At 65.8% G+C, this 25,814-nt stretch carries 22 protein-coding genes; 14 read left to right on the top strand and 8 right to left on the bottom strand.

All coding sequences use genetic code 11. From position 1 onward, the window contains the following. Positions 1-22 precede the first annotated feature (22 nt). The 4 genes from PV781_RS01530 to PV781_RS01515 all read right to left on the bottom strand — a co-directional run bounded on the left by PV781_RS01530 (position 23) and on the right by PV781_RS01515 (position 5,878). Positions 23-1,813, bottom strand: coding sequence for an acyl-CoA dehydrogenase C-terminal domain-containing protein (locus PV781_RS01530; protein ID WP_274773861.1), 1,791 nt, complete (start codon positions 1,811-1,813; stop codon positions 23-25). Between the two features lie 64 nt (positions 1,814-1,877). After that, positions 1,878-4,214 carry a 3-hydroxyacyl-CoA dehydrogenase/enoyl-CoA hydratase family protein gene (locus PV781_RS01525; protein WP_274773860.1) on the bottom strand — a complete coding sequence of 779 codons (2,337 nt, stop codon included), beginning with the start codon at positions 4,212-4,214 and terminating at the stop codon, positions 1,878-1,880. 14 nt (positions 4,215-4,228) lie between these two features. Beyond that, complete coding sequence (locus tag PV781_RS01520) at positions 4,229-5,365, bottom strand: thiolase family protein (protein ID WP_274773859.1); 1,137 nt, start codon at positions 5,363-5,365, stop codon at positions 4,229-4,231. Between the two features lie 81 nt (positions 5,366-5,446). Next, positions 5,447-5,878, bottom strand: a complete 432-nt coding sequence (locus PV781_RS01515; RefSeq protein WP_274773858.1) for a MerR family transcriptional regulator — start codon at positions 5,876-5,878, stop codon at positions 5,447-5,449. A gap of 459 nt (positions 5,879-6,337) precedes the next feature. Between PV781_RS01515 and PV781_RS01510 the strand changes: the two genes are divergently transcribed. From PV781_RS01510 to PV781_RS01490, 5 genes are all read left to right on the top strand, one after another. Continuing rightward, the gene (locus PV781_RS01510) at positions 6,338-7,660 is read left to right on the top strand and encodes an OmpP1/FadL family transporter (RefSeq protein ID WP_274773857.1); all 1,323 of its coding nucleotides are present in this window, start codon (positions 6,338-6,340) and stop codon (positions 7,658-7,660) included. 174 nt (positions 7,661-7,834) lie between these two features. After that, the gene (locus PV781_RS01505) at positions 7,835-9,487 is read left to right on the top strand and encodes a long-chain-fatty-acid--CoA ligase (protein WP_274773856.1); all 1,653 of its coding nucleotides are present in this window, start codon (positions 7,835-7,837) and stop codon (positions 9,485-9,487) included. Between the two features lie 166 nt (positions 9,488-9,653). Next, positions 9,654-10,652, top strand: coding sequence for an AI-2E family transporter (locus PV781_RS01500; protein WP_274773855.1), 999 nt, complete (start codon positions 9,654-9,656; stop codon positions 10,650-10,652). Positions 10,653-10,951: 299 nt separating this feature from the next. Further along, entirely contained in the window at positions 10,952-12,322 is a 1,371-nt protein-coding gene (locus tag PV781_RS01495; RefSeq protein WP_274773854.1) for a glutamate--cysteine ligase, read from the top strand. Positions 12,323-12,432: 110 nt separating this feature from the next. Beyond that, a complete protein-coding gene (locus PV781_RS01490) occupies positions 12,433-13,374 on the top strand; it encodes a DMT family transporter (RefSeq protein WP_274773853.1) in 942 nt (313 codons plus the stop codon). On the opposite strand, the gene PV781_RS01485 is transcribed toward PV781_RS01490, so the two are convergent. Further along, entirely contained in the window at positions 13,349-14,230 is an 882-nt protein-coding gene (locus PV781_RS01485) for a LysR substrate-binding domain-containing protein (protein WP_274773852.1), read from the bottom strand. The two genes, PV781_RS01490 and PV781_RS01485, sit on opposite strands and share 26 nt — an antisense overlap. A gap of 179 nt (positions 14,231-14,409) precedes the next feature. Between PV781_RS01485 and PV781_RS01480 the strand changes: the two genes are divergently transcribed. After that, positions 14,410-14,715 (top strand): DUF1127 domain-containing protein, encoded by a 306-nt coding sequence (locus PV781_RS01480; protein WP_274773851.1) that lies wholly within the window; start codon positions 14,410-14,412, stop codon positions 14,713-14,715. Between the two features lie 88 nt (positions 14,716-14,803). Here PV781_RS01480 and PV781_RS01475 read toward each other — a convergent pair whose 3' ends face one another. The 3 genes from PV781_RS01475 to PV781_RS01465 form a co-directional block, all read right to left on the bottom strand. Further along, complete coding sequence (locus tag PV781_RS01475; protein ID WP_274773850.1) at positions 14,804-15,751, bottom strand: DUF937 domain-containing protein; 948 nt, start codon at positions 15,749-15,751, stop codon at positions 14,804-14,806. Positions 15,752-15,904: 153 nt separating this feature from the next. Beyond that, a complete protein-coding gene (locus PV781_RS01470) occupies positions 15,905-17,743 on the bottom strand; it encodes a monovalent cation:proton antiporter-2 (CPA2) family protein (RefSeq protein WP_274773849.1) in 1,839 nt (612 codons plus the stop codon). Between the two features lie 107 nt (positions 17,744-17,850). Continuing rightward, the gene (locus PV781_RS01465) at positions 17,851-18,360 is read right to left on the bottom strand and encodes an invasion associated locus B family protein (RefSeq protein ID WP_425532348.1); all 510 of its coding nucleotides are present in this window, start codon (positions 18,358-18,360) and stop codon (positions 17,851-17,853) included. A 534-nt stretch (positions 18,361-18,894) separates the two neighbouring features. Between PV781_RS01465 and coxB the strand changes: the two genes are divergently transcribed. From coxB to PV781_RS01425, 8 genes are all read left to right on the top strand, one after another. Beyond that, positions 18,895-19,761 (top strand): cytochrome c oxidase subunit II, encoded by an 867-nt coding sequence (gene coxB / locus PV781_RS01460; protein ID WP_274773848.1) that lies wholly within the window; start codon positions 18,895-18,897, stop codon positions 19,759-19,761. A gap of 106 nt (positions 19,762-19,867) precedes the next feature. Next, positions 19,868-21,484, top strand: a complete 1,617-nt coding sequence (ctaD, locus tag PV781_RS01455; RefSeq protein WP_274773847.1) for a cytochrome c oxidase subunit I — start codon at positions 19,868-19,870, stop codon at positions 21,482-21,484. Between the two features lie 179 nt (positions 21,485-21,663). Further along, positions 21,664-22,608 (top strand): heme o synthase, encoded by a 945-nt coding sequence (gene cyoE, locus PV781_RS01450; protein WP_274773846.1) that lies wholly within the window; start codon positions 21,664-21,666, stop codon positions 22,606-22,608. A 3-nt stretch (positions 22,609-22,611) separates the two neighbouring features. Then, positions 22,612-22,791 carry a hypothetical protein gene (locus PV781_RS01445; protein WP_274773845.1) on the top strand — a complete coding sequence of 60 codons (180 nt, stop codon included), beginning with the start codon at positions 22,612-22,614 and terminating at the stop codon, positions 22,789-22,791. A gap of 30 nt (positions 22,792-22,821) precedes the next feature. Then, positions 22,822-23,451, top strand: a complete 630-nt coding sequence (locus tag PV781_RS01440) for a cytochrome c oxidase assembly protein (protein WP_274773844.1) — start codon at positions 22,822-22,824, stop codon at positions 23,449-23,451. A gap of 146 nt (positions 23,452-23,597) precedes the next feature. Next, positions 23,598-24,431, top strand: coding sequence for a cytochrome c oxidase subunit 3 (locus PV781_RS01435; RefSeq protein WP_274773843.1), 834 nt, complete (start codon positions 23,598-23,600; stop codon positions 24,429-24,431). A gap of 144 nt (positions 24,432-24,575) precedes the next feature. After that, complete coding sequence (locus tag PV781_RS01430) at positions 24,576-24,965, top strand: DUF983 domain-containing protein (RefSeq protein WP_274773842.1); 390 nt, start codon at positions 24,576-24,578, stop codon at positions 24,963-24,965. Beyond that, entirely contained in the window at positions 24,962-25,696 is a 735-nt protein-coding gene (locus PV781_RS01425; RefSeq protein WP_274773841.1) for an SURF1 family protein, read from the top strand. The genes PV781_RS01430 and PV781_RS01425 overlap by 4 nt, the downstream gene beginning before the upstream one ends. Positions 25,697-25,814: the final 118 nt, after the last annotated feature.

Below are 25,814 nucleotides of genomic sequence, written 5' to 3'. Positions count from 1 at the left end.
TAAAGCAAAGACGCGATTTGCGTCAGAACAGGTCGGCGGGCATGTCCATCATGGACGCCTTGCCGGTCTTGATGGAGCCCCACAGGCCGGCCACCTGGGGCAACAGGCGGTCGATGAAGAAGCGCGCGGTGATGATCTTGCCTTCATAGAAGGCCCGATCGGCATCGGGCTCGTCCTTCTTGGCATAGGCCACCTCTGCCATGCGCACCCACATGTAGCCGAGCGCCACCAGACCGAAGAGGCGCAGATATTCCGTGGCGGCGGCGCCCGCCTCGTCCGGGTCCTTCAGGCCCTTCTGGGCGATGTGGGCGGTGGCGAGCTGGAGCGCGCCGAACGCCTTGCTCAAGGGGCCGACAAGCGGACCCAGATTGTCGTCGTCGACCTTGCTCTCGATATAGCTGAGCACGGGATGGAAGAAAGCGCGCAGATAACGGCCCGTATGGGCGCCGAGCTTGCGGCCCACCAGATCGAGGGCCTGCACACCGTTGGTGCCCTCATAGATCATGGCGATGCGGGCATCGCGCAGATACTGCTCCATGCCATGGTCGCGGATATAGCCGTGCCCACCATAGACCTGGACGCCCAGCGAGGCATTCTCGAAGCCGAGATCGGTGAACAAGGCCTTCACGATGGGCGTCATGAGGGCGGTGAAGTCCTCCGCCCGCTGGCGCTCTTCCGGGTCCTGGGCCCGCTCCATCAGGTCGAGATTGCGCGCCACCCAGCCGGAAAGGGCCCGGCAGCCCTCATTATAGGCCCGCATGGTCATCAGCGTGCGCCGCACGTCGGGGTGCACGATGATGGGGTCGGCCGGCTTGTCCGGATACTTGGCGCCGGTCAGCGCCCGGCCCTGGAGGCGCTCCTTGGCGTAGGAGACGGCGCCCTGATAGGCCGCCTCGCCCACGCCCAGGCCCTGCGCGCCCACCGAGAGGCGCTCGGAATTCATCATGGAGAACATGGCGCGCATCCCCTTATGGGGTTCGCCCACCAGCCAGCCCTTGGCCTCGTCGAACGACATCTGGCAGGTGGCCGAGCCATGGATGCCCATCTTGTGCTCGATGCCGGTGCAGGTGACGCCATTGCGCATACCCGGCCGCCCGTCTTCGGTGGGCAGGAACTTGGGCACCAGGAAGAGGCTGATGCCCTTGATGCCCTTGGGCGCGTCCGGCAGGCGCGCCAGCACCAGGTGAACGATGTTCTCGGTCATGTCGTGTTCGCCGGCCGAGATGAAGATCTTCGAGCCGGTGATGGCATAGGACCCGTCGCCCAGCGGCTCCGCCTTGGTGCGCAGAAGGCCGAGATCGGTGCCGCAATGGGGCTCGGTGAGGCACATGGTGCCGGACCACACGCCTTCCACCATCTTTGGCAGGAAGCGTTCTTTCAGCTCCTGCGAGGCATGATGGGAGAGCGCCACATAGGCGCCGTGGGTGAGGCCGGGATAAAGGCCGAACGCGATGTTGGCGGAGCACATCATCTCCTCCACCAGCTTGGTCACGCTGGCGGGCAAGCCCTGGCCGCCCCATTCGGGGTCGCAGGCAATGCCGTTCCAGCCGCCTTCGCGATAGGTCTGGTAGGCCTCCTTGAAGCCGGGCGGCGTGCGCACCACGCCATTCTCATAGGTGCAGCCCTTCTGGTCGGCGACCACATTGAGGGGGGCGAGCACCTCGGTGACGAGCTTGGAGGCCTCGTCGAGGACGGCGTCGATCAGGTCGGGCGTGACCTCTTCGAGGCCCTTCATGTCCTTGAGCGCTTCGCTGCCATGAAGCTCGTGCAGCACGAAACGCATGTCGCGGAGCGGCGGCTGATAGGTCTGCATGGGCGTCTTCCCGAAATTGTTCTGCCTGGGGCATCTCCCCGCCGCCGGGCGGCGGGGAGTAGCATCAATTGCGCAGGGGACGGCCCGTCTCGAGCGTGTGCTCGATGCGGGCGAGCGTTCCGTTGGTGCGGATGAGGCGCATGAAGCCGGCGCGTTCCAGCTCCAGCACGTCCGCTTCCTTCACCGGCTCGATATGGTCAGCCTTGCCGCCGGAGAGCACCTCCGCGAGCGCGTCCGCCACCACCAGATCATGCTTGGTGGCGATGCCCCGCTTGTGGAAGCCTTCCGCCGCCATGACGAGCGCCGTCTTGCCGGAGGGGCCGGGCAAGGTGAGGTCCACGGGCTTTGGCGGCACATAGTTTTCCGCCAGCGCCAGCGCCTTGGCCTTGGCGTCCGCCAGCAGGCGGTCGCGGTTCATGGTGATGCCGTCGCTCTCGCGCAGGAACAGATATTCCTTCGCTTCCGCCGCCGACTTGGACACGGTGGCGGTGGAGACCATCTCGAACACCTTGGCGGTGGCCGGCATGGGCCCGTGCGGAACGCCCTTGGCATTCTGCCAGCGCGTCAACATCTCCTTGCAGCCGCCCCAGCCGGGAAGCAGGCCGACGCCGCATTCCACCAGGCCGATATAGCTTTCCGCATGGGCCTGCACGGCATCCGAATGCAGCAGGATCTCGCAGCCCCCACCCAGCGCCATGCCGGCGGGCGCCGACACAACGGGGAAGGGGGCGTATTTGAGCTGCTGGTACGTCTGCTGGCCGGTGGCCACCAGCTTCTCCACCTCGCCGAAGGCGGCGATGTTGCAGGCGAACAAGGCAAGGCCCAGATTGGCACCCACCGAGAAGTTGGTGCCCTCGTTATAGATGACCAGGGCCTTGTACTTGGACTTCACCAACGGAATGGCGCGGGCCAGCAGCGTGATGATGCCCTCGTCCAGGGAATTGCCCTTGCTGGTGAATTCCAGGCACACCACGCCGTCGCCAATGTCCCAGAGGGCGGCGGAGCCGTTCTTCTGGATGGGCTGGCTGCGCAGCTTGATATCGGCCAGCAGCAGCACGCCTGCCGGCCGTGTCACGTCGTGATAGGCGCCATCTGTGCCGAGATACTGCTGGCCCCCCTCCGCCACGCGGTAGAACGACTTCCCGCGGGCGGCGGCAAGCAAGGCGGGAACCTCGGCGCCCTCCGCCTCCAGGCGGGCGGCGAGGGCCTCGGAGCCGATCTTGTCGATCAGCTCGAAGGGGCCGAACTTCCAATTGTAGCCAAGGCGCATGGCCTCATCGATGGCCACCACCGTGTCGGCCGCCTCCGGCACAAGGCGGGCGGCATAGGCAAGTGTCCGGCCCATGACGGCCCAGGCATAGCGGCCGGCGGGACCATCGCTGGCGAGCAGCGCGGGCAGGTCCTTGGAAAGCTCCTCAAGCTCGGAAAGCTGGGCCTTTTCCTCCCGGCGATACGCGCCGGTGGAGAGGTCAATGGCCTCCTTCACCTTACCGCCGCCCTCGCGATTGAGGCGGTAGAAGCCGCCCTTGCCCTTCCGACCGGTATAGCCGTTGGAGATCATGTCCCGCAGCAGCGGCACGTCGCGCAGCAAGGCGTGGAAGGGGTCGGACTTGGGCAACGCCCGCTCCAGGCTGCCCTGCACATGGGGCATGAGGTCGAGGCCAACGAGGTCCAGGAGGCCGAAAATGCCGGTCTTGGGGATGCCGAAGGGGCGGCCCATGACGGCGTCGGCTTCCTCCACGCGAAGGCCCAGGTCCAGCGCGCCGATGACCGCTGCCTGGAGCCAATAGGTGCCCAGGCGATTGGCGATGAAGCCGGGCGTGTCCTTGCAGTCCACCACCGTCTTGCCGAGCTTCACGTCGGCGAACGCTTTCACCCGGGATACCGTCTCCCGGTCCGTGTCGGGACCGGCAACGATTTCCAGCAGGCGCATGTAGCGGGGCGGGTTGAAGAAGTGGGTGATGAGGAAGTCCCGCCGGAAGCCCTCGGGCAGGCCGCTCGTCAGGTCGGCAAGCGGAATGGTGGAGGTGTTGGAGGACACCGCCGTGCCGGGCGTGCGCACCGCATCGATCTTGCCATAGAGCGCCTGCTTGATGTCCAGGCGCTCGATGACGGCTTCCACGATCCAGTCGCACGAGGCGAGGTCGGACAGGTTGTCCTCGATATTGCCGGCCTTCACCAGGCGCGCATTGCGCTTGGCCATGAAGGCGGCGGGATCGGCCTTCAGGAGACGCTCAACCGCCTTTTCCGCGATGGCGTTGCGGTTGGTGGCGCCCTCCGGGACGATATCGAGGAGGAGAACCTCGATCCCGGCATTGGCCACATGGGCGGCGATGCCGGCGCCCATGACGCCGGCGCCGATGACGGCGACTTTCTTGATCTCTCGGGGCGTGTCGCTCATGGCGTGCGCCTCCCTCAGATCCGCTCGAGGACGGTGGCGATGCCCTGCCCGCCGCCGATGCACTGGGTGGCCAGGGCATAGCGCCCGCCATCGCGCTGGAGGAGGGCTGCCGCCTTGCCGACGATGCGTGCGCCGGTGGCGCCCAGCGGATGGCCGAGTGCGATGGCGCCGCCATCCTTGTTCATGGTCTCGCCCTTGATGCCCAGCTCCCGGGCGCAGGCCAGCGCCTGCGAGGCAAAGGCCTCGTTCAGCTCCACCACGTCCACGTCACCGATCTCGATGTTGGAGCGCTTGAGCGCCTTTCGCGTGGCTTCCACGGGGCCGATGCCCATGATTTCCGGGGCGCAGCCGGCCACCGCCACACCCTTGATGCGGGCCAGCGGGGTCAGGCCGTTGCGCTCGGCATAGGCTTCCGTGCAGACCAGCACGGCGGCGGCGCCATCGGTGAGCGGGGAAGAGGTGCCCGCGGTGACGGTGCCGTTCTGGTCGAAGGAGGGCTTGAGGCCGGCCAGATCCTCGGTGCTGGTCTCGGCGCGGATGCAGCCATCCTTCTCGATCACCGACCCGTTGTTGCGGATGGCCACGATCTCAGCCGCGAGCCGCCCATCTGCCTGGGCGGCAGCCGCCTTGCGCTGGCTTTCCACGGCAAAGGCGTCCTGGTCGGCGCGGGTGATCTGCCATTTGCGGGCGACATTCTCGGCGGTGTCACCCATGCCCATATAGGCGGCATGGTTCTTGGCGTGCAAAGCCGGGTTCAGCATGGGGTTGAAGCCGGTCATGGGCACGCGGCTCATGCTCTCGACGCCGGCGCAGATGAAGACCTCGCCCGCACCCAGCTGGATCTGCCCGGCAGCCATGTGCACCGCCTGCATGGAGGAGCCACAGAAGCGGTTGACGGTGACGCCCGCCACCGACTGGGGCAGGTCCGCGATCATGCCGATGAGGCGCGCCACATTGAGGCCCTGCTCGGCCTCGGGGAAGGCGCAGCCGAGGATCAGGTCCTCGATGTCCTCGGGATTGACCTTGGTGCGGACGATCAGCTCGCGGATGACCTGGGCGGCCAGATCATCGGGCCGCACCCGGGCGAGATCGCCCTTCTTGGCGGGGGTAAAGGGCGAGCGGGCATAGCCCGCGATGACCACGTTCTGCATGGGCTCTCCTGCCAGAAACACTATCGTTGTTCTTTGCCGGCCGCCGGCTTGTCCGGCGGCGGATCGCCGATCGGGACCTGATCAGCCGGCGGCCTTGGCGGCGGCCACCTGCTGCGCCAGGGCAGCCAGGGTCTGGTCCTCGATGTCCTTCAGTTCGAGGATGCTCTCCTCGAGCGCGAGGCGCTGGTCCTCGAGCATCTCCAGGCGCGTGCGCACCTTCTTCAGGAGCAGGCGGATCTGCTCCGTCTGGGAGGGGTCGATATCGTAGAGGTCGAGATATTCCTTGATCTCGCGCAGGCTGAAGCCGAGGCGCTTGCCGCGCAGGATCAGCACCATGCGCGCTCGGTCGCGCTTGGTGTAGACGCGGATATTGCCGGCCCGACGGGGCGTGATGAGCCCCTTGTCCTCGTAGAAGCGAATGGTGCGCGGCGTGATGGCGAGATCGCGCGCAAGTTCGGTCACGGTGAAGAACGTGTCGGTCAGACCGCCCTGGGTGTTGCGATGGGAATCCACAGTCGCGACCTCACCTATACGTCAACTTACGGCGCTTACGATACATGCTTTGACCTGCCCTGCAAGAGGTCGGAGGCGGCTCTTGTCGGGCAATCGTTGCTGCGGTGCCGAAGGTGTGGCGGAGGGCAGGCTGCATGCACCGCATCGCACAACTCGTCGCTGGCGAATCCGAAGCGCGAACTTCTGGAAAATGGACAGTTTTATTGACCTTATGGCATGGCCCACTTGATGCGGACCGGGATGAGAGCTGCCAAGAATCCGCCTTCTTGATGCCGCGGTTGTGACTGAAATGCCACATTGCGCGTTTCCCAACCGCATTTTCCGCCGACGCTTCATTTGCCTGGTTGACGACGCGGGCGCCTTGTTCATCCTGGGTGACGTATAGGGCATCTGACGCACGAATAAGTGCATCGCACAAAAAGTCGGATGCTAGGAAACGCTCAAATTGAAGGGGGCACCATGTCCATCGCCAGCGGCCTGTCTCGCACTTCCCCGGCTCTGTTGGTGCCGGTTGTCCTGCTGGGCGCGGCGACGGCCGCTCAGGCGGGCGGGTTTGGCCTGCGTGAGCAGAGCGCCTACTACCAGGGCACGTCGTTCGCCGGCAATGCGGCCGGCGGGGCGGGCCTTGCCTCCATGTATTGGAACCCGGCCGCCATCAGCTTCGTGCCGGGCCTCCAGTTGGAAGGCAACGTCACCTACATTGCCCCCCATGCCTCCATCGACGTGACCAGCGCCCGCAGCGCGCTCGGGTCCAACCTTGGCGGCGTCGGTGTCGGTGACATCGTCGATAACGGCGTGCTGCCCACCGGCTATGCCACCTATGCCTGGGATCGCTGGGCCATTGGCCTGTCGCTCACCTCGCCCTACGGCCTCATCACCGATGCGCCGTGCAATTGGTCGGGCCGCTATTATGGCTGCTACAATCGCATCGCCGACTTCAACATGGGCGCCCAGGTGGCCTATCGCGTCACGGACTGGATGACCATCGGCGGCGGTCTCCAGGCCAATTACATGGACGCCCGGCTGGGCCAGGCCCAGTACATCACCGGCGCGCCGACCTTCGCCACCGGCTACACCCAGGTGGACGGCAGCTCCATCGCCTACGGTTTCACCCTGGGCGCCCTGTTCACGCTGGCGCCGGGAACCACGCTCGGCGTCGGCTACCGCTCCCAGCTCAGCCAGAATCTGGAGGGCCTGACCACCATCTACACGCCCGTGGGAACGGCGCTTGGCGTGCTCAATGCCAGCGCTGGCATGACGCTGCCCGATCAGGTGACCGCCTCGTTCCGCTCCAAGCTCGATCCGCGCTGGACGGTGATGGGCACCGTGGAATGGACCAACTGGTCCACCATGCAGGAACTGGTCATCGTGTCGAACGCGGGCGCGCCGTCCGTGCTGTCGCTGCACTGGCAGGACGGCTGGTTCTTCTCCGGCGGCGTCGAGTATCAGTGGGATCCTAAGCTCGCCCTGCGCGCCGGCCTCGCCTATGAGATCTCGCCGGTCACCGATGAGTATCGCACCCCCCGCCTGCCCGACAGCAACCGTCTGTGGCTCTCCGCCGGCTTCACCTATGCCTGGACGCCCCAGCTGAGCATCGACTTCGCCTATACCCACATCTTCGGGCAGAACGGCACCATCGCGCTGGGCCCGAACGATCCGGCCAACCTCACCCGCGGCACGCTCGTCGCCGAGGTCAACAGCGCCTATGTGGACATCGTGTCCCTCGGCATCCGCTACAAGTTCGACGCCCCCACCAATACGGCCGCCCTCATCACCAAGTGAGGCATCGGCCAGCGCGATTTGAGGTGGCGGCCTCACCCCGCCACCTTCAGTTCGGCGCAATCCACGTCAAAACTGCCGAACGTGCCGCAAGAGCACCGGCATGAGAACGAGGGGACGGGCGCGCGGGGCGGCGGGTCCTGCGACGCACCCCTCCAGATCCAGGGGAGGGCATCGATGCTGAAGCGGCTCGATGACAATGGCATTCATGCGGGCCCGGTGCCCGATCTGCTGACCGCCGCCGTGGCCGAGCACGGACCGCGCCCCGCGCTCAATTTCATGGGCCGGCGCTGGACCTATGCCGAGCTTGGGGACCTGGTGGACCGCGCCGCCGCCGGGCTCCAGCAGCTGGGCGTCGGCAAGGGGTCGAAGGTCGGCCTGTGCCTGCCGAACATGCCCTATTCGGTCGTCTTCTATTTCGCGATCCTGAAGACCGGCGCCACGGTGGTGAATTTCAGCCCGCTTTATGTGGAGCGCGAGCTGAAACACCAGATTGCCGATTCCGGAACCACCATCATGGTGGTGCCCGACCTGAAGGTGATTCACAGCCGGGTGGCCGCCGTGGCGGCGGAATCCGGGCTGCGCACCATCATTGTCTGCCCCATGCGCGGCGTCCTGCCGGCCCTGAAGGGCTGGATGTTCCAGCTCTTCAAGCGGAAGGACCAGGCGGTCTTTTCCGAGGGCGACGGGCTGCACATGCGCATGGACACGCTGATGCGCGGCGTGGGCAAGCCAACTCCCGTCTTCATCGATGCCAAGACCGACGTGGCCGTGCTGCAATATACCGGCGGCACCACGGGCGTGCCGAAGGGGGCCATGCTCACCCATGCCAACCTCACCGCCAATGCCCACCAGGTGATTTCCCATGTGGGATGCCTGCGGGCATCGGAAGAGCGCGTGCTGGGCGTTCTGCCGCTCTTTCACGTCTTCGCCATGACCAATGTCATGAACATTCCGGTGGCGCTCGGCTGCGAGATCATCCTCGTGCCGCGATTCCAGCTGCAGGATCTGCTCGCCACCATCGCCAAGGAGAAGGCGACCATCTTCCCCGGCGTGCCCACCATCTACACGGCCATCAACAATGCGCCCGGGCTCGATCCCGCCGGGCTGTCCTCCCTGAAGCTGTGCATTTCCGGCGGCGCGCCGCTGCCCGGCGAGGTGCGCCAGCGTTTTGAGGAATTGTCCGGCTGCAAGCTGGTGGAGGGCTACGGCCTTAGCGAAACCGCGCCAGTGCTGACCGCCAATCCGCCGCTCGGCGTCATCAAGGACGGCTCGGTGGGAACGCCCGTGCCGGAGACGGTCATCGAGATCCGCGATCTGGCTGATCCCCATCGCGTGCTCGGCACCGGGGCGCGCGGAGAGGTCTGCGCCCGCGGGCCACAAGTGATGCAGGGCTATTGGCGTCGCCCGCAGGACACGCGCGATGCCTTTGTGGATGGCGCCTTCCGCACGGGCGACGTGGGCTATGTGGACGAGGACGGCTACCTCTACCTGGTGGATCGCATCAAGGATGTGATCCTGTGCGGCGGCTACAATGTCTATCCGCGCATGATCGAGGAAGCCCTTTACCTCCATCCTGCTGTCGCCGAGGCTGTGGTCATCGGCGTGGACGACACATATCGGGGGCAGGCGCCAAAGGGGTTCGTGACCCTGCGGGAGGGCGAGACTGCAACGCCCGAGGAGCTTCTCGCCTTTCTGACCAAGCAGGTTTCCAAAATCGAGATGCCCAAGGCGGTGGAAATCCGCGAGCAGCTTCCCAAGACCCTCGTCGGCAAGCTCTCCAAGAAGGAACTGGTGGACGAAGAGCGCAAAAAGTCTCGTCCCGCCTGATCTTCCAGCCCGACCGCCTCTCCTTGGCGGGCTTCGCCGCGAAGGCGTGGATCAGTTTGTGCCTTTCCACGTTGTTGCCTTGCCGGCGTTGGTCCGGCGGTGCAGCAATGGGGTCGCAACCCACGGAGTGCGATGGCACGTCGGGGCGAGGGCGGGGGAGGCGTGGATGAGGGGTTCGGACCGGCGCATGGCGCGCAACGTGGCCGTGGCGTGCCTGGTGGTCGGTGGATTCTGGATTTCCTGGCAGCTCATCGATCTGCTGCTTTTGATCTTTTTCGCCATCCTGGTGGCCATCACCCTGCACGCATTGGCCCAGCCGGTGGCCCATGTCACCCGGATGCCGCCCCATGTGGCCCTGATCGTCACCGCCATTACTGTTGCCGTGAGCTTCGGGCTTGTCTTCTACCTGTTCGGGTCCTTGATCCAGGCGCAGATCACCGAGCTGGTGGAGCGGCTGCCCGACGCGTGGACCTCCCTGCGGGATCGCTTTGAGCTTCAGCAGATCGAGAAATCGGTCATGGAGCAGGCGAAGAACAACGTGCCGACCGGCGAAGCGCTGTTGACGGCGGTGCGGGGCCTGACCTCGAACGTCGCCAACCTCCTGGTGGGCATTTTCCTCGTTGTGGCCGGCGGTCTCTACATGGCGATCCAGCCGCACCTTTATCTGAACGGTCTGGTGGCGCTCTTCCCGGAAGAGAATCAGGACGCCGCCCGTGCCCGCTTCGAGGCGGCCGGCGCGGCTCTTCGCCTGTTCCTGAAGGCCCAGCTTCTCGCCATGGTGGTGGTCGGCCTGGCCACGGGCATCGGCCTCTGGATTATCGGCGTTCCCTCCGCCTTCGCTTTGGGCCTGTTTGCCGGGTTGGCGGAATTCGTACCCATGGTCGGGCCCGTTGCCTCGGCCATTCCGGCCCTCCTGCTCGCCGCGACGGTGGGGTTCGAGACGACCATGTGGACATTGCTGCTGGTGGTGGTGGTTCAGCAAATGGAAGGCAATGTGCTCACTCCCCTTCTGCAGCAGCAGATCGTGGCTTTGCCCGCTGCCGTGGCCCTGTTCGCGGTGGTCGCGTTCGCGACCTTGTTCGGCATGATGGGCGTGGTGCTGGCGACGCCACTGACGGTTCTGATCTTCGCTCTTGTGCGCGATCCCACACCCGCCGCCCGTTGAATCCGGCGCGGCGATCGGCCCTGCCGATCCGCCCTGCCGGTGGAGTTTGCGGCGCGGATCGGGCCGTGTATGTTCGCGCGCCCGCAAGGGGTGCGGCCTTCGGATCACAGCGATCCCGAGGGCCCGATTCCGGCGGGTCCGCCGGCACCTGAAGACAGGGCCGGGAGCGGGATCTGGAGCGGGGGCGGGGCAGACGGGGGCAGGGCGCGGTTCGGGACGCGGTGCTCACGGCTGCTTTGGATTTGGTGCGATCGCCGGGCCTGAAGGCGCCCGCGACCGCCTTCAGGGGATGCAGTTTCATGGCCCGCGATACGCTGGACGCCACGCCGATCGAATCCCGCGACGAACTCGTCGCCTGGCTGGCGCAAGGCAACAAGCCCGAGGCGCAATTCCGGATCGGGACCGAGCACGAGAAGATTCCCTTCACCGTCGGTCGCCACGAGCCCGTGCCCTATGAGGGGACAAAGGGGATCCGCGCCGTGCTGGAAGGCATGCAGGCGGCCACGGGCTGGGAGCCGATCATGGACGGCCCGCACATTATCGGCCTGGCCGATCCGGTGGGCGGCGGCGCCATTTCGCTGGAGCCGGGTGGCCAGTTCGAGCTGTCCGGCGCGCCGCTGGCGACGATTCATGAGACCTGCGCCGAGATCAACACGCACCTGACGCATCTGCGCACGGTCGCCGATCCCCTTGGCCTCGGCTTTCTCGGCATCGGCATGAGCCCCAAATGGAGTCGCTCCGAGACGCCGATCATGCCCAAGGGGCGCTACAAGATCATGGCGGCCTACATGCCCAAGGTGGGCAATCTGGGCCTGGACATGATGTTCCGCACCTGCACGGTGCAGGTGAACCTGGATTTCTCCAGCGAGCAGGACATGGTGCGCAAGCTGCGCGCGAGCCTGGCGCTGCAGCCCATCGCCACCGCTTTGTTCGCGAATTCGCCCTTCACCGAGGGCAAGCCCAACGGCTTCCTGTCCTTCCGCTCGGAAATCTGGCGCGACACGGATGCCGACCGCTCGGGCATGCTGCCTTTTGCGTTCGAGGACGGCATGGGCTTCGAGCGCTATGTGGACTATGCGCTCGACGTGCCCATGTATTTCGTCAAGCGCGGAGACCGCTACATTGACGTGGCCGGGTCCTCCTTCCGCGACCTGCTGGCGGGGCGCCATCCTCTGCTTCCCGGCGAGACCGCCACGCTCTCGGACTGGATCAACCACCTCTCCACCATCTTCCCGGAAGTGCGCCTCAAGCGCTTCCTGGAGATGCGTGGAGCCGATGCCGGCCCCTGGTGCACCCTGTGCGCGCTGCCGGCCCTCTGGACGGGCCTGCTCTACGACGCCACCAGCCTCGATGCCGCGCTCGAACTGGTGAAGGACTGGACGGCCGAAGAACGCCAGGCGCTGCGCGACGACGTGCCAAAGCTGGGCCTGAAGGCGCAGATCGGGGGCCGTCCCGTGCGGGACGTGGCCGTCGAGGTGGTGGCCCTTGCCCGCGACGGTCTGACCCGCCGCCGCCTTCTCGACAGCCAGGGCCGCGACGAAACCCGCTTCCTCGCCCCGGTCGACGAAGTGCTGCGCAACGGCCGCACGCCGGCGGAAGACCTGCTGTCCCAGTATTTCGGCGCATGGGGCGAGACGGTGGAGCCGATCTTCACCGAACTGGCCTACTGACCCACCCCCATCCCGCCTGACCATGCGCGAGGTGCATGGTTGGCATGCGTCGGGGATGGGTGACGGGCCGGCCGCCTATTGCTCAAAGAGACGGGCAACGGGAAACGCCCATGACCGCCCCCTCAACCGGCCCGTCCTCCGGGCTGGGTCCCCTGGATGTCGGCCTCTATCTGGCGACCGTCCTCATCTTCGGGACCGGCTGGCTGCCGCTCCGCCTGCAATTGGGCGTGGTCGCGCCCGAAGTGTCAGGCGTTTGGCGGTTCCTGGTGGCGGGCCTCCTCATGTTCGCCTGGGTGGCGGCGCGGGGCGGGCGGATGTCCTTCCCGCTGAAGGACCACCTCCTCTTCGCGGCGCTGGGCCTGACGCTGTTCTGTGTCAACTTCGTCAGCTTCTACTATGCCGGCCTCTATCTGCCCTCGGGGCTGCTGTCGGTGTTGTTCTCGCTGGCGGCCGTCTTCATCCCGCTCATTGGCGGCGTGATGACGGGTATCGCCCCCAACCGGCGCATTCTGTTCGGGGCGGTGCTGGGCGTGCTCGGCGTGGGGCTCGTGTTCGGCCCGTCCGTGCTTGAGAAGGAAGTCTCCCCCCATCTTCCGCTGGCGCTGGGCCTGGCCCTGGTGGGGACGCTGTCCTTTTCCTTCGGCAGCTTCGTCATTGCGGCTTTGGGCCGGCGCGGCCTGCCCCAAGGCTCGGTGAACGCCTTCGGCATGCTTTATGGCGTGGTCTTCTGTGCCGCCCTGGCGCTCCTGACGGGCGCCGACTTCAAGCTCGAATGGAGCGCACGCTATCTGGGCTCGCTCGCTTATCTGATCGTGGTGCCGACGCTCCTGGGCTTTGGCGTCTACATGACATTGATCCGGCGCATCGGGCCGAGCCGCGCCGGTTACGGCACGGTGATGTTCCCCATCATCGCGTTGGCCTTGTCGACGGTCTTCGAGGGCTACCACTGGACGCTGTTCGCGGCCTTCGGCGTGGCGCTGGTGCTGCTCGGAAACGTGGTGGTGCTGCGGGCGCCGCGCTCCGGCTTCACTCCGCCGCGTCGGCCTCGGTGAGGTTGTCGAGACCCTGGATGATGTGCTGCGCCAGGGCATCCGCCAGCGGCGAAGGCTCATGGCGATTGCGCAGAAGAGCGATGTCGCACGGGGGCAAAGGCGGGTAGCCATCCCCCGCGCCAAGCACGCGCATGCCCGGCCGAAGGGCCGATTCGGGGAAGACCGAGACCGCCAGGCCCGCCAGCACGGCAGCGGAGACGGCGCCGCAATTGGGGCTGGTATAGAGCACCCGGTGTGCACGCCCGGCGCCGGCGAGCCGCGACAGCGCCACATGGCGCCACTGGCAGGTGGGCCGGCCGAGGCCCAGCGGCACCGGGGTTTCCAGATGCACCGCATGGCGGGCCGAACTGACCCAGAGCAGGCGCTCCCGGCGGATCAGTTGGGCATTGCGCGCCGTGTCTTCTGTATAGGTGATGATGGCCAGATCGATGCTGCCCGCCCGGACCCGTTCCACCAATTCGGATGTGGGCTCGCAGATGACAGTGAACTCCACCGAGGGATGCGTGGCGGAAAAGCGCGCCATGATTTCCGGTAGATAGCGGTCCGCATAGTCATCGGGCACGCCGAGGCAGACCCGCCCCGTGAGTGCGGCATCCGCAAAGCTCGCCGCCGCCTCGAGGTTGAGCTTCACGATGCGCCGCGCATAGCCGAGCAGCCGCTCGCCATCTTCCGTCAGGCGCGAGGAGCGGCCATCGCGGACGAAAACGGGTCGACCAACCCGCTCTTCCAGGCGCTTCATCTGCATCGAGACCGCGGACTGTGTCTTGTGCACCACATCCGCGGCCCGTGTGAAGCTGCCGGTCTCGGCGATGGCGACAAAGGTGCGCAGTTGATCCGCGTCAAACACAGCGCTCATGGGACCCCTCCGGGGAAACATCACGGAGAATGATAAGTGAGATGAAAAACATTCGCTAGCGTGATTCAATCCGCCGGAGCACATAGGTCAGCACGGATGACGGAGCGAAATCGGGTGGCTTGTTCCGCAGGCAGGAGGCAAAGCGGTAAGCACTCGTACGTTGTTCGATGGAGATCGAAATGAGTGTCTATGGTGAAACACGCAAGCTGATCGTCGCGCCCGTGGGTGCGGCTGTGGCTGGACTCATCATGCAGGGGATCTCCACGCTCAATAAACTCGCTCGCGCCATCGAGCATCGCCGCGTGGTGTCGCAGATGCTCCAATTCGATGATTATCTTCTGCGTGATGTGGGCCTGACGCGCGCGGATCTTTGCGATGCCGCCAGCGAACCCATCTGGAGCGACCCAAGCCATGTGCTGGTGAGCCGCGCGGTGGAACGCCGGGCCGCCAACCGCCTGCGGGGCCGCGTCCGCGACGAAGTCTGACGCCATCGGCGGTCCTGCCCCTCGGCGACCGCCCACTTGACCCGCGCCGACCGCAGCCGGCGCGGGTTCTTTCGTTTCAGGGGGGTGTTCAGCCCTTGGACTTGGGCGGCGTGCCGCCATGGCCGGTCGACCGATCCAGCATCTGGCCCCAGAAGTCCTGGAACGGGAAGAAGGCCGCGAACTGGCTCAGGCTCTTGGGATCGTAGCCGGGCGGCGTCATCATGCCCTGGGGCGGGAAGCCCTGGGTGAAGAGCTGGGCGAAATAATCCTGGAACGGCCACTGTCCCAGCGGCGCCGGCGGCGGCGGGGGGGGAGGAGGAGGGGGCGGCGCCACAGGCTGCGGCGCCATGGGCATGGTGCTGCCCATCAGCGACAGCGTTGCCGAAATCATGTCCTGCCAGGGGTTCTGCGCGGTGCTCAGCGAACTGCCGCCCCAAGGGGACTGCACCATCATCTGCGCGAAAGCGTCGATCCAGGGATTGCCCGTTGCCACGCGATTCATGCCACCGGCCGAGGACATGGTCAGGGCGAGCGTGTCCACCCACGGATTGCCGGTGGGAACGGGCTGGCCGTTGGCCCGCGCCAGCATGGCCGCGAGCATCTGGTTCAGCACGCCGGACGCTGCCAGTGATTTTGTCAGCGCCCCCATCACCAGCGAGGCGAAGGCCGGCATGAGCTGCTTCAGAACGGCAACGCCGAGCCCGGTGGAGGCGGCCGCATGGTCCGCCACCGCCTTGCTGACGTCTGGCGATCCGAACAGGGCATCCAGCGCCGGGTTTCCGGCCTGATTGAGGGGCGCGGGACCGGACGGTGGACGATCGTAAAGGGAGCTGTAGGGGCCGCGCATCATGAGCGCCATCAGCTGGGCCATGCCCTCTGGCGACTGCATGGCGCGCTGAATGCCCAGCGCGAAGGCCGGCATCACCGCTTCCGCCGCCTTCTGGGCCTGCTGCACCGAGAGGCCGTAGAACTGCGCGATGTTGTCGAGCCCCTGACCACCCTGCGCGGCCCGCAACAATTGTACGAACTGATCCATTTTGCCCTCCCGATGACGAAGTTTACGTCATGGGGCCGGGGAAATCACTGTGCGATCGCAACATGCCCTGCGGCGAAGAGAGGTATGGTCGCAACCAGGCCCGCAACGCCAGAGCATTGCTGCGACGAATCGGCGGGGCGCCGCGATCCCGTCTCAGCCGGAGAATTCGGTCTCGTGGGCCAACACGTCCTGGGCCTCGGGATTGAGGGGACGGGCGGGGGTTTCCGGGGCGGTGAGGGGCTCGGGCTCCACCTTGCGGGCGGGCACCATGTCGCCCCCGCTGAAGAGCCCTTCCTCCACCTGGCGTTCCAGCCGCAGGCGATCGCGGGCGCGCACATCGGCCACCAGTTCGCCCACCGCATCCTTGTCGAAGCCCAGCGCTTCGAGGGTGCGACCGCCGAAGGCGAAAGCCGATTCCAGTGTCTCGCGCATCTCGTAGCGGACGCCTTTGCGCAGGAGATCCATGGAATGCACCCGGTCGAAGGCGCGCACATGGAGACTGGCATTGGGAAAGGAGCCCTGGGCGATGTCGACGATGCGGTCCGCCGATTCGCGGTCATCCACGCAGACGCAGATCACCTCCACATTCTCGGCCCCCGCGGCCCGCAGCACCTCAAGCCGCGTGCCGTCGCCGTAATAGATGTGCACCCCGAAGCGGCCGGCGCTTTGAATCATCTCAACATCATTGTCGATGATGGTCACCTGCACCCCTTCGGCCAGCAGGCACTGCGCCACGATCTGACCGAATCGCCCGAAGCCGATGACCAAAACCCGCCCGTTCGCCTCGGAAAAGTCATCCGCCTCCCGCTCGGGCGTCTCCCGGCGAAAGCGGGGGACGAGCCGGTTGATGGCCGTGAAGACCAGCGGCCCGATCATCATGGTCACGGCAGCGATGGCGGTCAGGAACTCCGCCTGCTCCTGGTGAAGGATGCCGTTGGCCAGGGCCAGCGGAAACAGCACAAAGGCGAACTCGCCCGCCGGCATCAGCACCGCGCCGGCCTTGAGGGCTTCCGTCTTTGTGTTGTGGTCGCCGCGATAGAGCAGGAACACCACCATGAATTTGATGGCGGTGATCAGGACCGCGGCGCCCAGGATGGCGCCCAGGTGAGCGAGCACCAAATGCAGGTCCAGCGTCATGCCCACGCCCATGAAGAACATGGAGAGCAGCAGGCCGCGGAAGGCCTCGATATTGGCCTCCAGCTCGTGCCGGAAGGTGCTTTCCGAAAGCAGCAGGCCGGCGAGGAAGGCGCCGAGCGCCATGGACAGGCCAACCGCCGCCATCAGGCCGGCGGCACCCAGCACCACCAGCAAGGCAGCGGCAGTCATGGCTTCCCGTGCGCCGGACCGGGCCAGCACGCGGAACAGCGGGTTCAGCAGGTAGCGTCCGGCCACCACGATTACCACCACCGCCGACACGGCCGCGCCCGCCTGGAGGAGGGTGCCGATGGGATCGGCGGCCAGTTCCTCCTTGCCCGGAGCGAGCAGGGGCACCAGCGCCAGCAAGGGAACGATGGCGATGTCCTGGAACAGCAGGATGGAAAAAGCGCGCTGTCCGTAGCCGCTCTGCAGGTCGCCGCGCTCGGTGAGCAATTGCAGCGCGATGGAGGTGGCGGACATGGCGAGCGCCATGCCGGAAATCACCGCGCCGGCGATGGTGAAGCCCCGTGACCACGCCACCAGCGCGATCACCACACCCGTCACCAAAAGCTGCGCCGTGCCAAGGCCGAAAATGTAGCGGCCCATGGAGAGCAAGCGCGAGGGCTGAAGCTCCATGCCGATCAGGAAGAGCAGCAGCACCACGCCCAGTTCCGCCACCGTGATGACGGTGCCGGGATCGGCCACGTTGAATCCGGCCGGCCCGATGGCGATTCCCGCAGCGAGATAGCCCACAACGGGGGACAGGCCGATCCGCTTGGCCACGGGCACGGAAATGACGGCCGCGGCAAGGAAGGCGAGGGCACTCAGGAACAGTGTGTGATCGGTTCCGTGCATCCCGCCTGCCTCCAGCAACGCCCAAGCCCGCTTTGTGCCGGCCAAGAATGGCCAAACCTAGCCCCGCGGCAGGAAAAATTGTGCAACGCAGCGAACGCTGCGTCACCTTATTTCAGGGCGTCGAAACCGGGACCGAATCCATTGAGGCTGAGCGGGATGCCGATCCCTTCTTCCGGCGTCTGGAAGATGATGAAGGTGGCCTGCTTGCCGTTGCGCAGCCGGTTGACCAGCGCATCATCCATGACCACCTCGGCCACGCAGCCATTGGGCAGGCAGCGCACGAAGCCCGCCCGACCCACATCCTGGTCGTCGATCTTGAGGCCGAGGCCGGAAGGAATGAGAACACCGAGGGGAGCCAGCACGCGCAGGAGGCGGCTTTTCTGGTCGGCCGTTTTCAGAACGATGACAGTCAGGCCCACATTGGGCCGGTCCTCGGCCTGCACGCTCTGGAGCAGGACGCATTGCTCGCCCTGGGCACCGGGAGGGGTATCGCAGCGAATCTGCCAGTCGTTGAACACCTGTTTCACGGTGCCCTGGGCGCGCGCCTCAGGAGCTCCGACCAAGAAAAGCAGCGCAGCCATCACGCCGAGGAAGAGCGCCCGTGCCGGATGCCCCATCCCGTGCGACTGCGGCGCACACTGCCGGGCGATGCTGCGGGCGCAAGCGCCCGGCGACTTGCGGGCATCGCCCCGCGACAACATGAACCCCATTGGCTCCCGGCTCCAAATCCTGGCGGCATGGCCGCATGTCGGCGAGGACGCGACTTTCGTCGGTCCCCGCAGGGTTTCGCTTAAAAGGCTGACCGTCCGTGTCAAGAATGCGGCGGCATGTTTTGATGCGAAATGCGCATTCGGCCCCGATTCGCACAGACACGGAGCGGTGATGGGCTGCCGGACGGCTGCCAAGACCCCGGTGCGCGGGCATCGCGAGGCAGCGGGCGAACACGCCGCCGGTGTCGGCGCAAGGCCCATGGGTACCGACTTTCTGTCGCATCGTGCGCGCCCGTGTCTCAATTGCCGGGACCCCCGAATTGTGTTTGATGTAAATCAAAGATAGGGCGCCGAGGCCAATCCGCCGCATTCGTCTTTGGTCGAGAGTTGCCACAACGTAAGGAACAGCAAGGGTTTGCTGTTCAGGGAGACACCATCGCCATGAGACAGTCCGTTCGCTCTGCCCTTCTCGCCCTGGCCACCTCGGCTGGCGTGAGTCTGTCGGGTGCGGCTGCATGGGCCGGCATGGGCCAGCCGTCGGATTGGCAGATCAACCTCCAGGGCGCGGCGACGCCGGTCATGGAGAGCATCCACTCGTTCAACACCTTCATCCTGATCATCATCACCGCCATCGTGCTGTTCGTGATGGTGCTCCTGGCCATCGTGATGGTGCGCTTCAACGAGCGCGCCAATCCGGTGCCGTCCAAGACCTCCCACAACACCATGATCGAGGTGGCGTGGACAGTGGTGCCGGTGATGATCCTGGTGGCGATCGCCATCCCGTCTTTCCGCCTCCTGCACCTGGAGCTGAACATTCCCCAGCCGGACCTCACCGTGAAGGTGACGGGGCACCAGTGGTACTGGTCCTACGAGTATCCGGACAATGGCGGCTTCAGCTTCGACTCGCTGATGGTCGCGGAGAAGGATCTGAAGCCCGGCCAGCCGCGCCTTCTGGCGGTGGACAACGAGGTCGTGGTCCCGGTGAACAAGAATGTGCGCATCCAGGTCACGGCCGGCGATGTGATCCATTCCTTCGCCGTGCCTTCCTTCGGCGTGAAGATCGACGCCCTGCCGGGCCGCCTGAACGAGTCGTGGTTCAAGGCCACCAAGGAAGGCATCTATTACGGCCAGTGCTCCGAATTGTGCGGTCGCGATCATGCCTTCATGCCCATCGCCGTGCGCGTGGTCAGCGAGGCGGACTTCAATACGTGGCTGGAGCAGGCCAAGCAGAAGTACGCCCAGGCCCCCGCGCCGGTGCGCACTGCCGCCGAGAGCGTGCGCTTCCAACTTGCGGACGCCGCGCGCTGAGGCTTGCCAGCCGGCGCTGTGCCGGGACCGTGTACGCGGACGCAAGACGCCCGCAATGAAACTCGATTGAGACAAGACGGAAACGTCGAAGACTGAGGACTGTGCCATGGCCAGCCACGGGTATGCGGCTCACGCCGATCACGCCGACGACCATCACACCCCCACGGGGTGGAAGCGGTGGGTGTTCTCCACCAACAACAAGGACATCGGCATCATGTACCTGATCTTCGCCCTGGTGGCGGGGATCGTGGGTGGCGCCCTGTCCATCGGCATCCGCATGGAGCTGATGGAACCGGGCCTGCAATATTTCAAGAATCCTCAGACCTTCAACGTCTTCACCACGGGCCACGGCCTCATCATGATCTTCTTCATGGTGATGCCCGCGCTGATCGGCGGCTACGGCAACTATTTCGTGCCGCTGATGATCGGCGCCCCGGACACCGCCTTCCCGCGCATCAACAACATCGCCTTCTGGCTGATGCCGCCGGCTTTCGCGCTGGCCATCATCTCGCTGTTCGTGGAAGGGGCCGCCGGCTCCAACGGCTTCGGCGGCGGCTGGACGATTTATCCCCCGCTCTCGTCCAAGCTTGGCCATCCCGGGCCCGCCATGGACCTGCTGATCTTCGCGCTGCACGTGTCGGGTGCCTCCTCGATCCTGGGTGCGATCAATCTCATCACCACCATCTTCAACATGCGTGCCCCGGGCATGACGCTGCACAAGATGCCGCTGTTCGCCTGGTCGCAGCTGATCACTGCCTTCCTGCTGCTCCTGTCGCTTCCCGTGCTGGCCGGCGCCATCACCATGCTGCTGACGGACCGCAATTTCGGCACCACCTTCTTTGATCCGGCGGGCGGCGGTGACCCGATCCTGTTCCAGCACCTGTTCTGGTTCTTCGGGCATCCGGAAGTCTACATCCTGATCCTGCCCGGCTTCGGCATCGTCTCCCACATCGTCTCCACCTTCTCCCGCAAGCCCGTGTTCGGCTATCTGGGCATGGCCTATGCCATGGTCGCCATCGGCGTGGTGGGCTTCGTGGTGTGGGCGCACCACATGTATACGGTGGGCCTGTCCGCGGCGACGCAGTCCTACTTCGTGGCTGCCACCATGATCATCGCGGTGCCCACGGGTGTGAAGATCTTCTCCTGGATCGCCACCATGTGGGGTGGCTCGGTGCAGTTCCGCACGCCCATGCTGTGGGCCATCGGCTTCATCTTCCTGTTCACCGTGGGCGGCGTGACCGGCGTGGTGCTCTCCAATGCGGGCATCGACCGCTCGCTGCACGACACCTATTACGTGGTCGCCCACTTCCACTATGTGCTGTCGCTGGGCGCCGTGTTCGCCATCTTCGCGGGCTGGTACTACTGGTTCCCGAAAATGAGCGGCTACATGATCCCGGAATTCTGGGGCAAGCTGCACTTCTGGGTCACGTTCGTGGGCGTGAACATGATCTTCTTCCCGCAGCACTTCCTGGGCCTTGCCGGCATGCCGCGCCGCTATGTGGACTATCCCGATGCGTTCGCGCACTGGAACTACATCTCGTCCATCGGCTCCTACATTTCCGGCTTCGCGGTCCTGATCTTCCTTACCGGCATCTTCGTTGCCTTCCGCCGGAAGGAGTTGGCCGGTCCCAATCCGTGGGGTGCGGGCGCGACCACGCTGGAATGGACCCTGTCCTCTCCGCCGCCCTTCCACGCCTTCGAGGTCCTGCCTCGCATCAAGTGACAATCGCCGTCGGGCGGCCGGTCGTTCCGGCTGCCCGGTGGCACCCCGGGGCCTGCCGGCCAGGTTTCGGCAGGTCCAAGGGGCGAGGCGGTCCCTGTCCGCCTCGGATGGTGTAGGATGGGTGCGGTGCGGGAGCGCACCGGCCAAACGGGGTGCCCGGTGGGGGCGGAGTGATCTGAATGAGTGACGTGAGTGCCAGCATCGACCAGTCGAAAGGCGCGGCCATTGCCCCCGACACGATGGGCGGTCTGGCTTCGCCCGGAGACTATGTGGCGCTTCTGAAGCCGCGGGTGATGTCGCTCGTGGTGTTCACGGCCCTGGTCGGTCTCGTCCGCGCGCCGGACCATGTGCATCCGGTGATCGCCTTCACGGCCATCCTGTGCATCGCGGTCGGCGCCGGTGCCGCCGGTGCCCTGAACATGTGGTGGGACGCGGACATTGACGCCGTCATGTCGCGCACCCGCAAGCGGCCGATCCCGGCGGGCAAGGTGACACCGCAGGAGGCGCTGGCCTTCGGCCTCACGCTTTCGGCCTTCTCGGTCGGCGTGCTCGGCCTGTTGGTGAACGCGCTGGCGGGCGCGCTGCTCGCCTTCACCATCTTCTTCTACGTGGTCATCTACACCATGTGGCTGAAGCGCTCGACGCCGCAGAACATCGTCATCGGCGGCGCAGCCGGCGCCTTCCCGCCCATGGTGGCCTGGGCCGCCGCCTCCGGTTCGGTGAGCCTGGAAAGCCTGCTGCTGGTCGCCATCATCTTCTTCTGGACGCCCCCGCATTTCTGGGCCCTCGCGCTCTATCGGGCGGATGACTATGCGCGGGCCGGCGTTCCCATGCTGCCGGTCACCGCAGGGCCGGACGAGACGCGCCGTCAGATCCTGCTCTACACGCTCTTCCTCGTGCCGCTGGCCATTTCCCCTGTCGTGCTCGGCTATGCGGGCCTTGCCTATGGCGTGGTGGCGGCTGTGACTGGCGCCGGAATGGTCTGGCTGGCCTTTGACGTTTATCGCCGTCGCGAAGGGGCGGAGGCGGTGAAGGCGGCCAAGCGGCTTTTTGGTTTTTCCATCCTCTATCTCTTCCTGCTGTTTGCCACCCTGCTGGTGGAAGCGCTCGTGGCGAGGATCTGAGGCGTGGCAAAAAAGAAGAAGGAGCCGCCGCGCGAAGATGGCGTGGTGCTGACGGATGAACAGGCCAAGCGGCGGCGGGCGCGCAATATCGCGATCGCTTCCGTGCTCGGCTTCCTGGTGGTGCTTTTCTATGTGGTCACCATCGTGAAGCTCGGGCCCAATGTGTTGAACCGCCCCCTATAGGGCGAGGGAAAGCAGGAAAGAGGGCAGGTCATGGACGGCCACGATGGAAAGCGCGGGGAGGGGAACGGGGAACGGCGCAAGCCGCGCAACGGGCTCGTCGTCGCCGCCTGCGTCGCCTTCGTCGCCACCATGACAGCCGCCGCCTACGCAGCCGTCCCCCTCTATGCCATGTTCTGCTCGCTCACCGGCTTCGGCGGCGCGACGCGGGTGGGAACGGCAGCCCCCGAGACCGTTCTCGATCGCACCATGAAGGTCCGCTTCGACGCCAATGTGGCGCCGGGGCTGCCCTGGGAGTTCAAGCCGGAACAGCGTGACGTGGAGGTCAAGGTCGGCGAGACCAAGATGGTCTACTACATGGCGCGCAATCAGGCGGGCGCGGCCACCTATGGCAATGCCACCTATAATGTCACGCCTGCCCAAGCTGGCTTCTACTTCGTGAAGATGCAGTGCTTCTGCTTCAACGAGCAGGGGCTGGAGGGCAAGGAGAAGGTGGACATGCCGGTGGTGTTCTTCATCGACCCCGCCATCGAGCAGGACGAGGACCTGAAGAACGTGAAGACCATCACGTTGTCCTACACCTTCTTCCCGGCCAAGGCGCCCACCCAGCCGGTGGCGCGCAATTCGGCCGGCGCGGCGGGCGAGGCCGGCAAGGCGATGTGAACGCGGCCCCCGCGTCCCTTTTCCGGGGGCGCGGGAGGCGCGAAAAGTTAAGAGGCGCGGCCAAGCGTGAGATCGGGCGTAAAGGCCCTCACAGGTCTGGCTGATGCCAATTCAGGACGGGATGACGGAAAGGGAGGCCGGGCGACATGGCCGAGGGACACGTTAAGCAACATGACTACCATATGGTGGAGCCCAGCCCGTGGCCCATCATCGGGTCCATCTCGGCCTTCATCATGACGGCTGGCGCCGTCCTGTGGATGCATGGCGGCACCGCCATTCCCATGGGCATCGGCTTCCTGGGCGTCCTCTACACCATGTTCGGCTGGTGGCGGGACATGGTGCGGGAGGGCCATCAGGGCTTCCACACGCCGGTGGTGGAGATCGCCTTCCGCTATGGCATGATCCTGTTCATCGCCTCCGAGGTGATGTTCTTCGTCGCCTGGTTCTGGGCCTTCTTCGACGCCTCCCTGTTTGCCGGCGAGGCCATCAACTATTCCCGCTTCGAGTTCACCGGTGGGGAATGGCCGCCCAAGGGCATCGAGTCGCTCGATCCCTGGCACCTGCCGCTCCTGAACACCCTCATCCTGCTGACGTCCGGCACGACCGTCACCTGGGCACACCATGCGCTGCTGGAAGACGATCGGCAGGGCCTGAAGTGGGGCTTGGTCTGCACCGTTGTGCTCGGGGTGCTCTTCTCCACCTGCCAGGCGTTCGAGTATCTGCACGCCCATTTCGACTTCGCCGGCAACATCTATGGCGCCACCTTCTTCATGGCCACCGGCTTCCACGGTTTCCATGTGATCGTGGGCACCTTGTTCCTGCTGGTCTGCCTGCTGCGCGCCATGAACGGTGACTTCACCCCCAAGAAGCACTTCGGCTTCGAGGCAGCGGCCTGGTATTGGCACTTCGTCGACGTGGTCTGGCTGTTCCTGTTCACCTTCATCTATGTTTGGGGTGCAGGATCCGGCGGGGGCCACTGAGGCTTCCGGCGAGGCGGGGCCGTGCGCGGCCTCTTATGCCGTCACCTTCGGCCGCCGGCCCCTCGCATGAGACGGCCGGCGGTTCTGTTTTTGGAGACTGCGCCAGCCGGCAGGTCGCCATCGGGCATCGAGCGGGGAGGGGTCATGTCCACCGGTAATTATTACGCGCCCGTATCGCCGGTGGCTGCGGGCCTGGCCTGCAAGTGCCCCCGCTGCGGGCGGGGCAAGCTGTTCCGCGGCTTCCTGGACGTGGCGCCGCGCTGCGAAGCCTGCGGGCTCGACTATGCCTTCATCGATGCGGGCGACGGGCCTGCGGTGTTCGTCATCCTGATTGGCGGCTTCATCGTGGTCGCCCTTGCCTTCTGGGTGGAGGCCGCCTTTGAACCGCCCCTCTGGCTGCATGCCGTGCTCTGGATCCCCGCCATATTGCTGGTAACGCTCGGCCTGCTGCGCCCGTTCAAGGGCATCCTGGTGGCCTTCCAGTATCGCAACAAGGCGGCCGAGGGCCGACTGCGGGATACGTCCGAAGAATGAGCCGGACCTCCCTGCTGGTTGCGAGCGTCCTGTCTGCCTTGGCCCTTGCGCTGTTGGTGGGGCTGGGGCTGTGGCAATTGAACCGGCTCGCCTGGAAGGAAGAGCTGGTGGAGACTGTGCGGGCGCGCACGGCGCTGCCGCCGGAGACGCTCCAGAAGGGAAGCTGGGAGGATCTTAGCCCGGCGGTGGACGAGTATCGCCCGGTTCAGGCGTCGGGCGTGTTCGATCATTCCCGGGAAACGCTGCTGTACACGGTCCTGTCCGACGCCAAGGGGCCGCTGCGGGGGCCCGGCTTCTGGGTGATTACGCCCCTGATGCAGCCGGACGGCTCCGCCATCCTCGTCAATCGCGGCTTCGTGCCCCAGGACAACAAGGACGCGGCCACCCGCGCGGCCGGGCAGGTGACGGGCCCCGTGACCGTGCGCGGCCTGCTGCGATTTGCGGAAGATCCCAGCTGGTTTGTGCCAGACAACCAGCCGGCGCGAAATGCCTGGTTCCGGCGCGTTCCGGCCGAGATCGCGGCGGCGCGGGGGCTGACGGATGCCGCGCCCTTCGTGATCGATGCCGACGCGTCTCCCAATCCTGGCGGGCTGCCGTTGGGCGGCCAGACCCGGGTGGAGTTTCCCAACCGGCACCTGGAATACGCCCTCACCTGGTTCGGACTGGCGGCCACCTTGCTGGGCGTCTATGTGGCCTTCCTGATCACCTGGCTGCGCCGCCGCCCGGCATGACCTCCCGCCTTGACCTCCCCGCCCCCTGCGGTGTGCTGCCATGCGGCGCGGCGCGAGGTGGTGTCAGCGGCCGTGCGAAAAGCGCTGGGGACCGCCGGTTCTCCTCCTCTCATGGCGC

This window comes from Aquabacter sediminis (assembly GCF_028863665.1).
Taxonomy (GTDB): Bacteria; Pseudomonadota; Alphaproteobacteria; order Rhizobiales; family Xanthobacteraceae; genus L1I39.
Note: the sequence above shows the minus strand (reverse complement) of the source record. Positions and strands in the feature narration are given on the sequence as shown.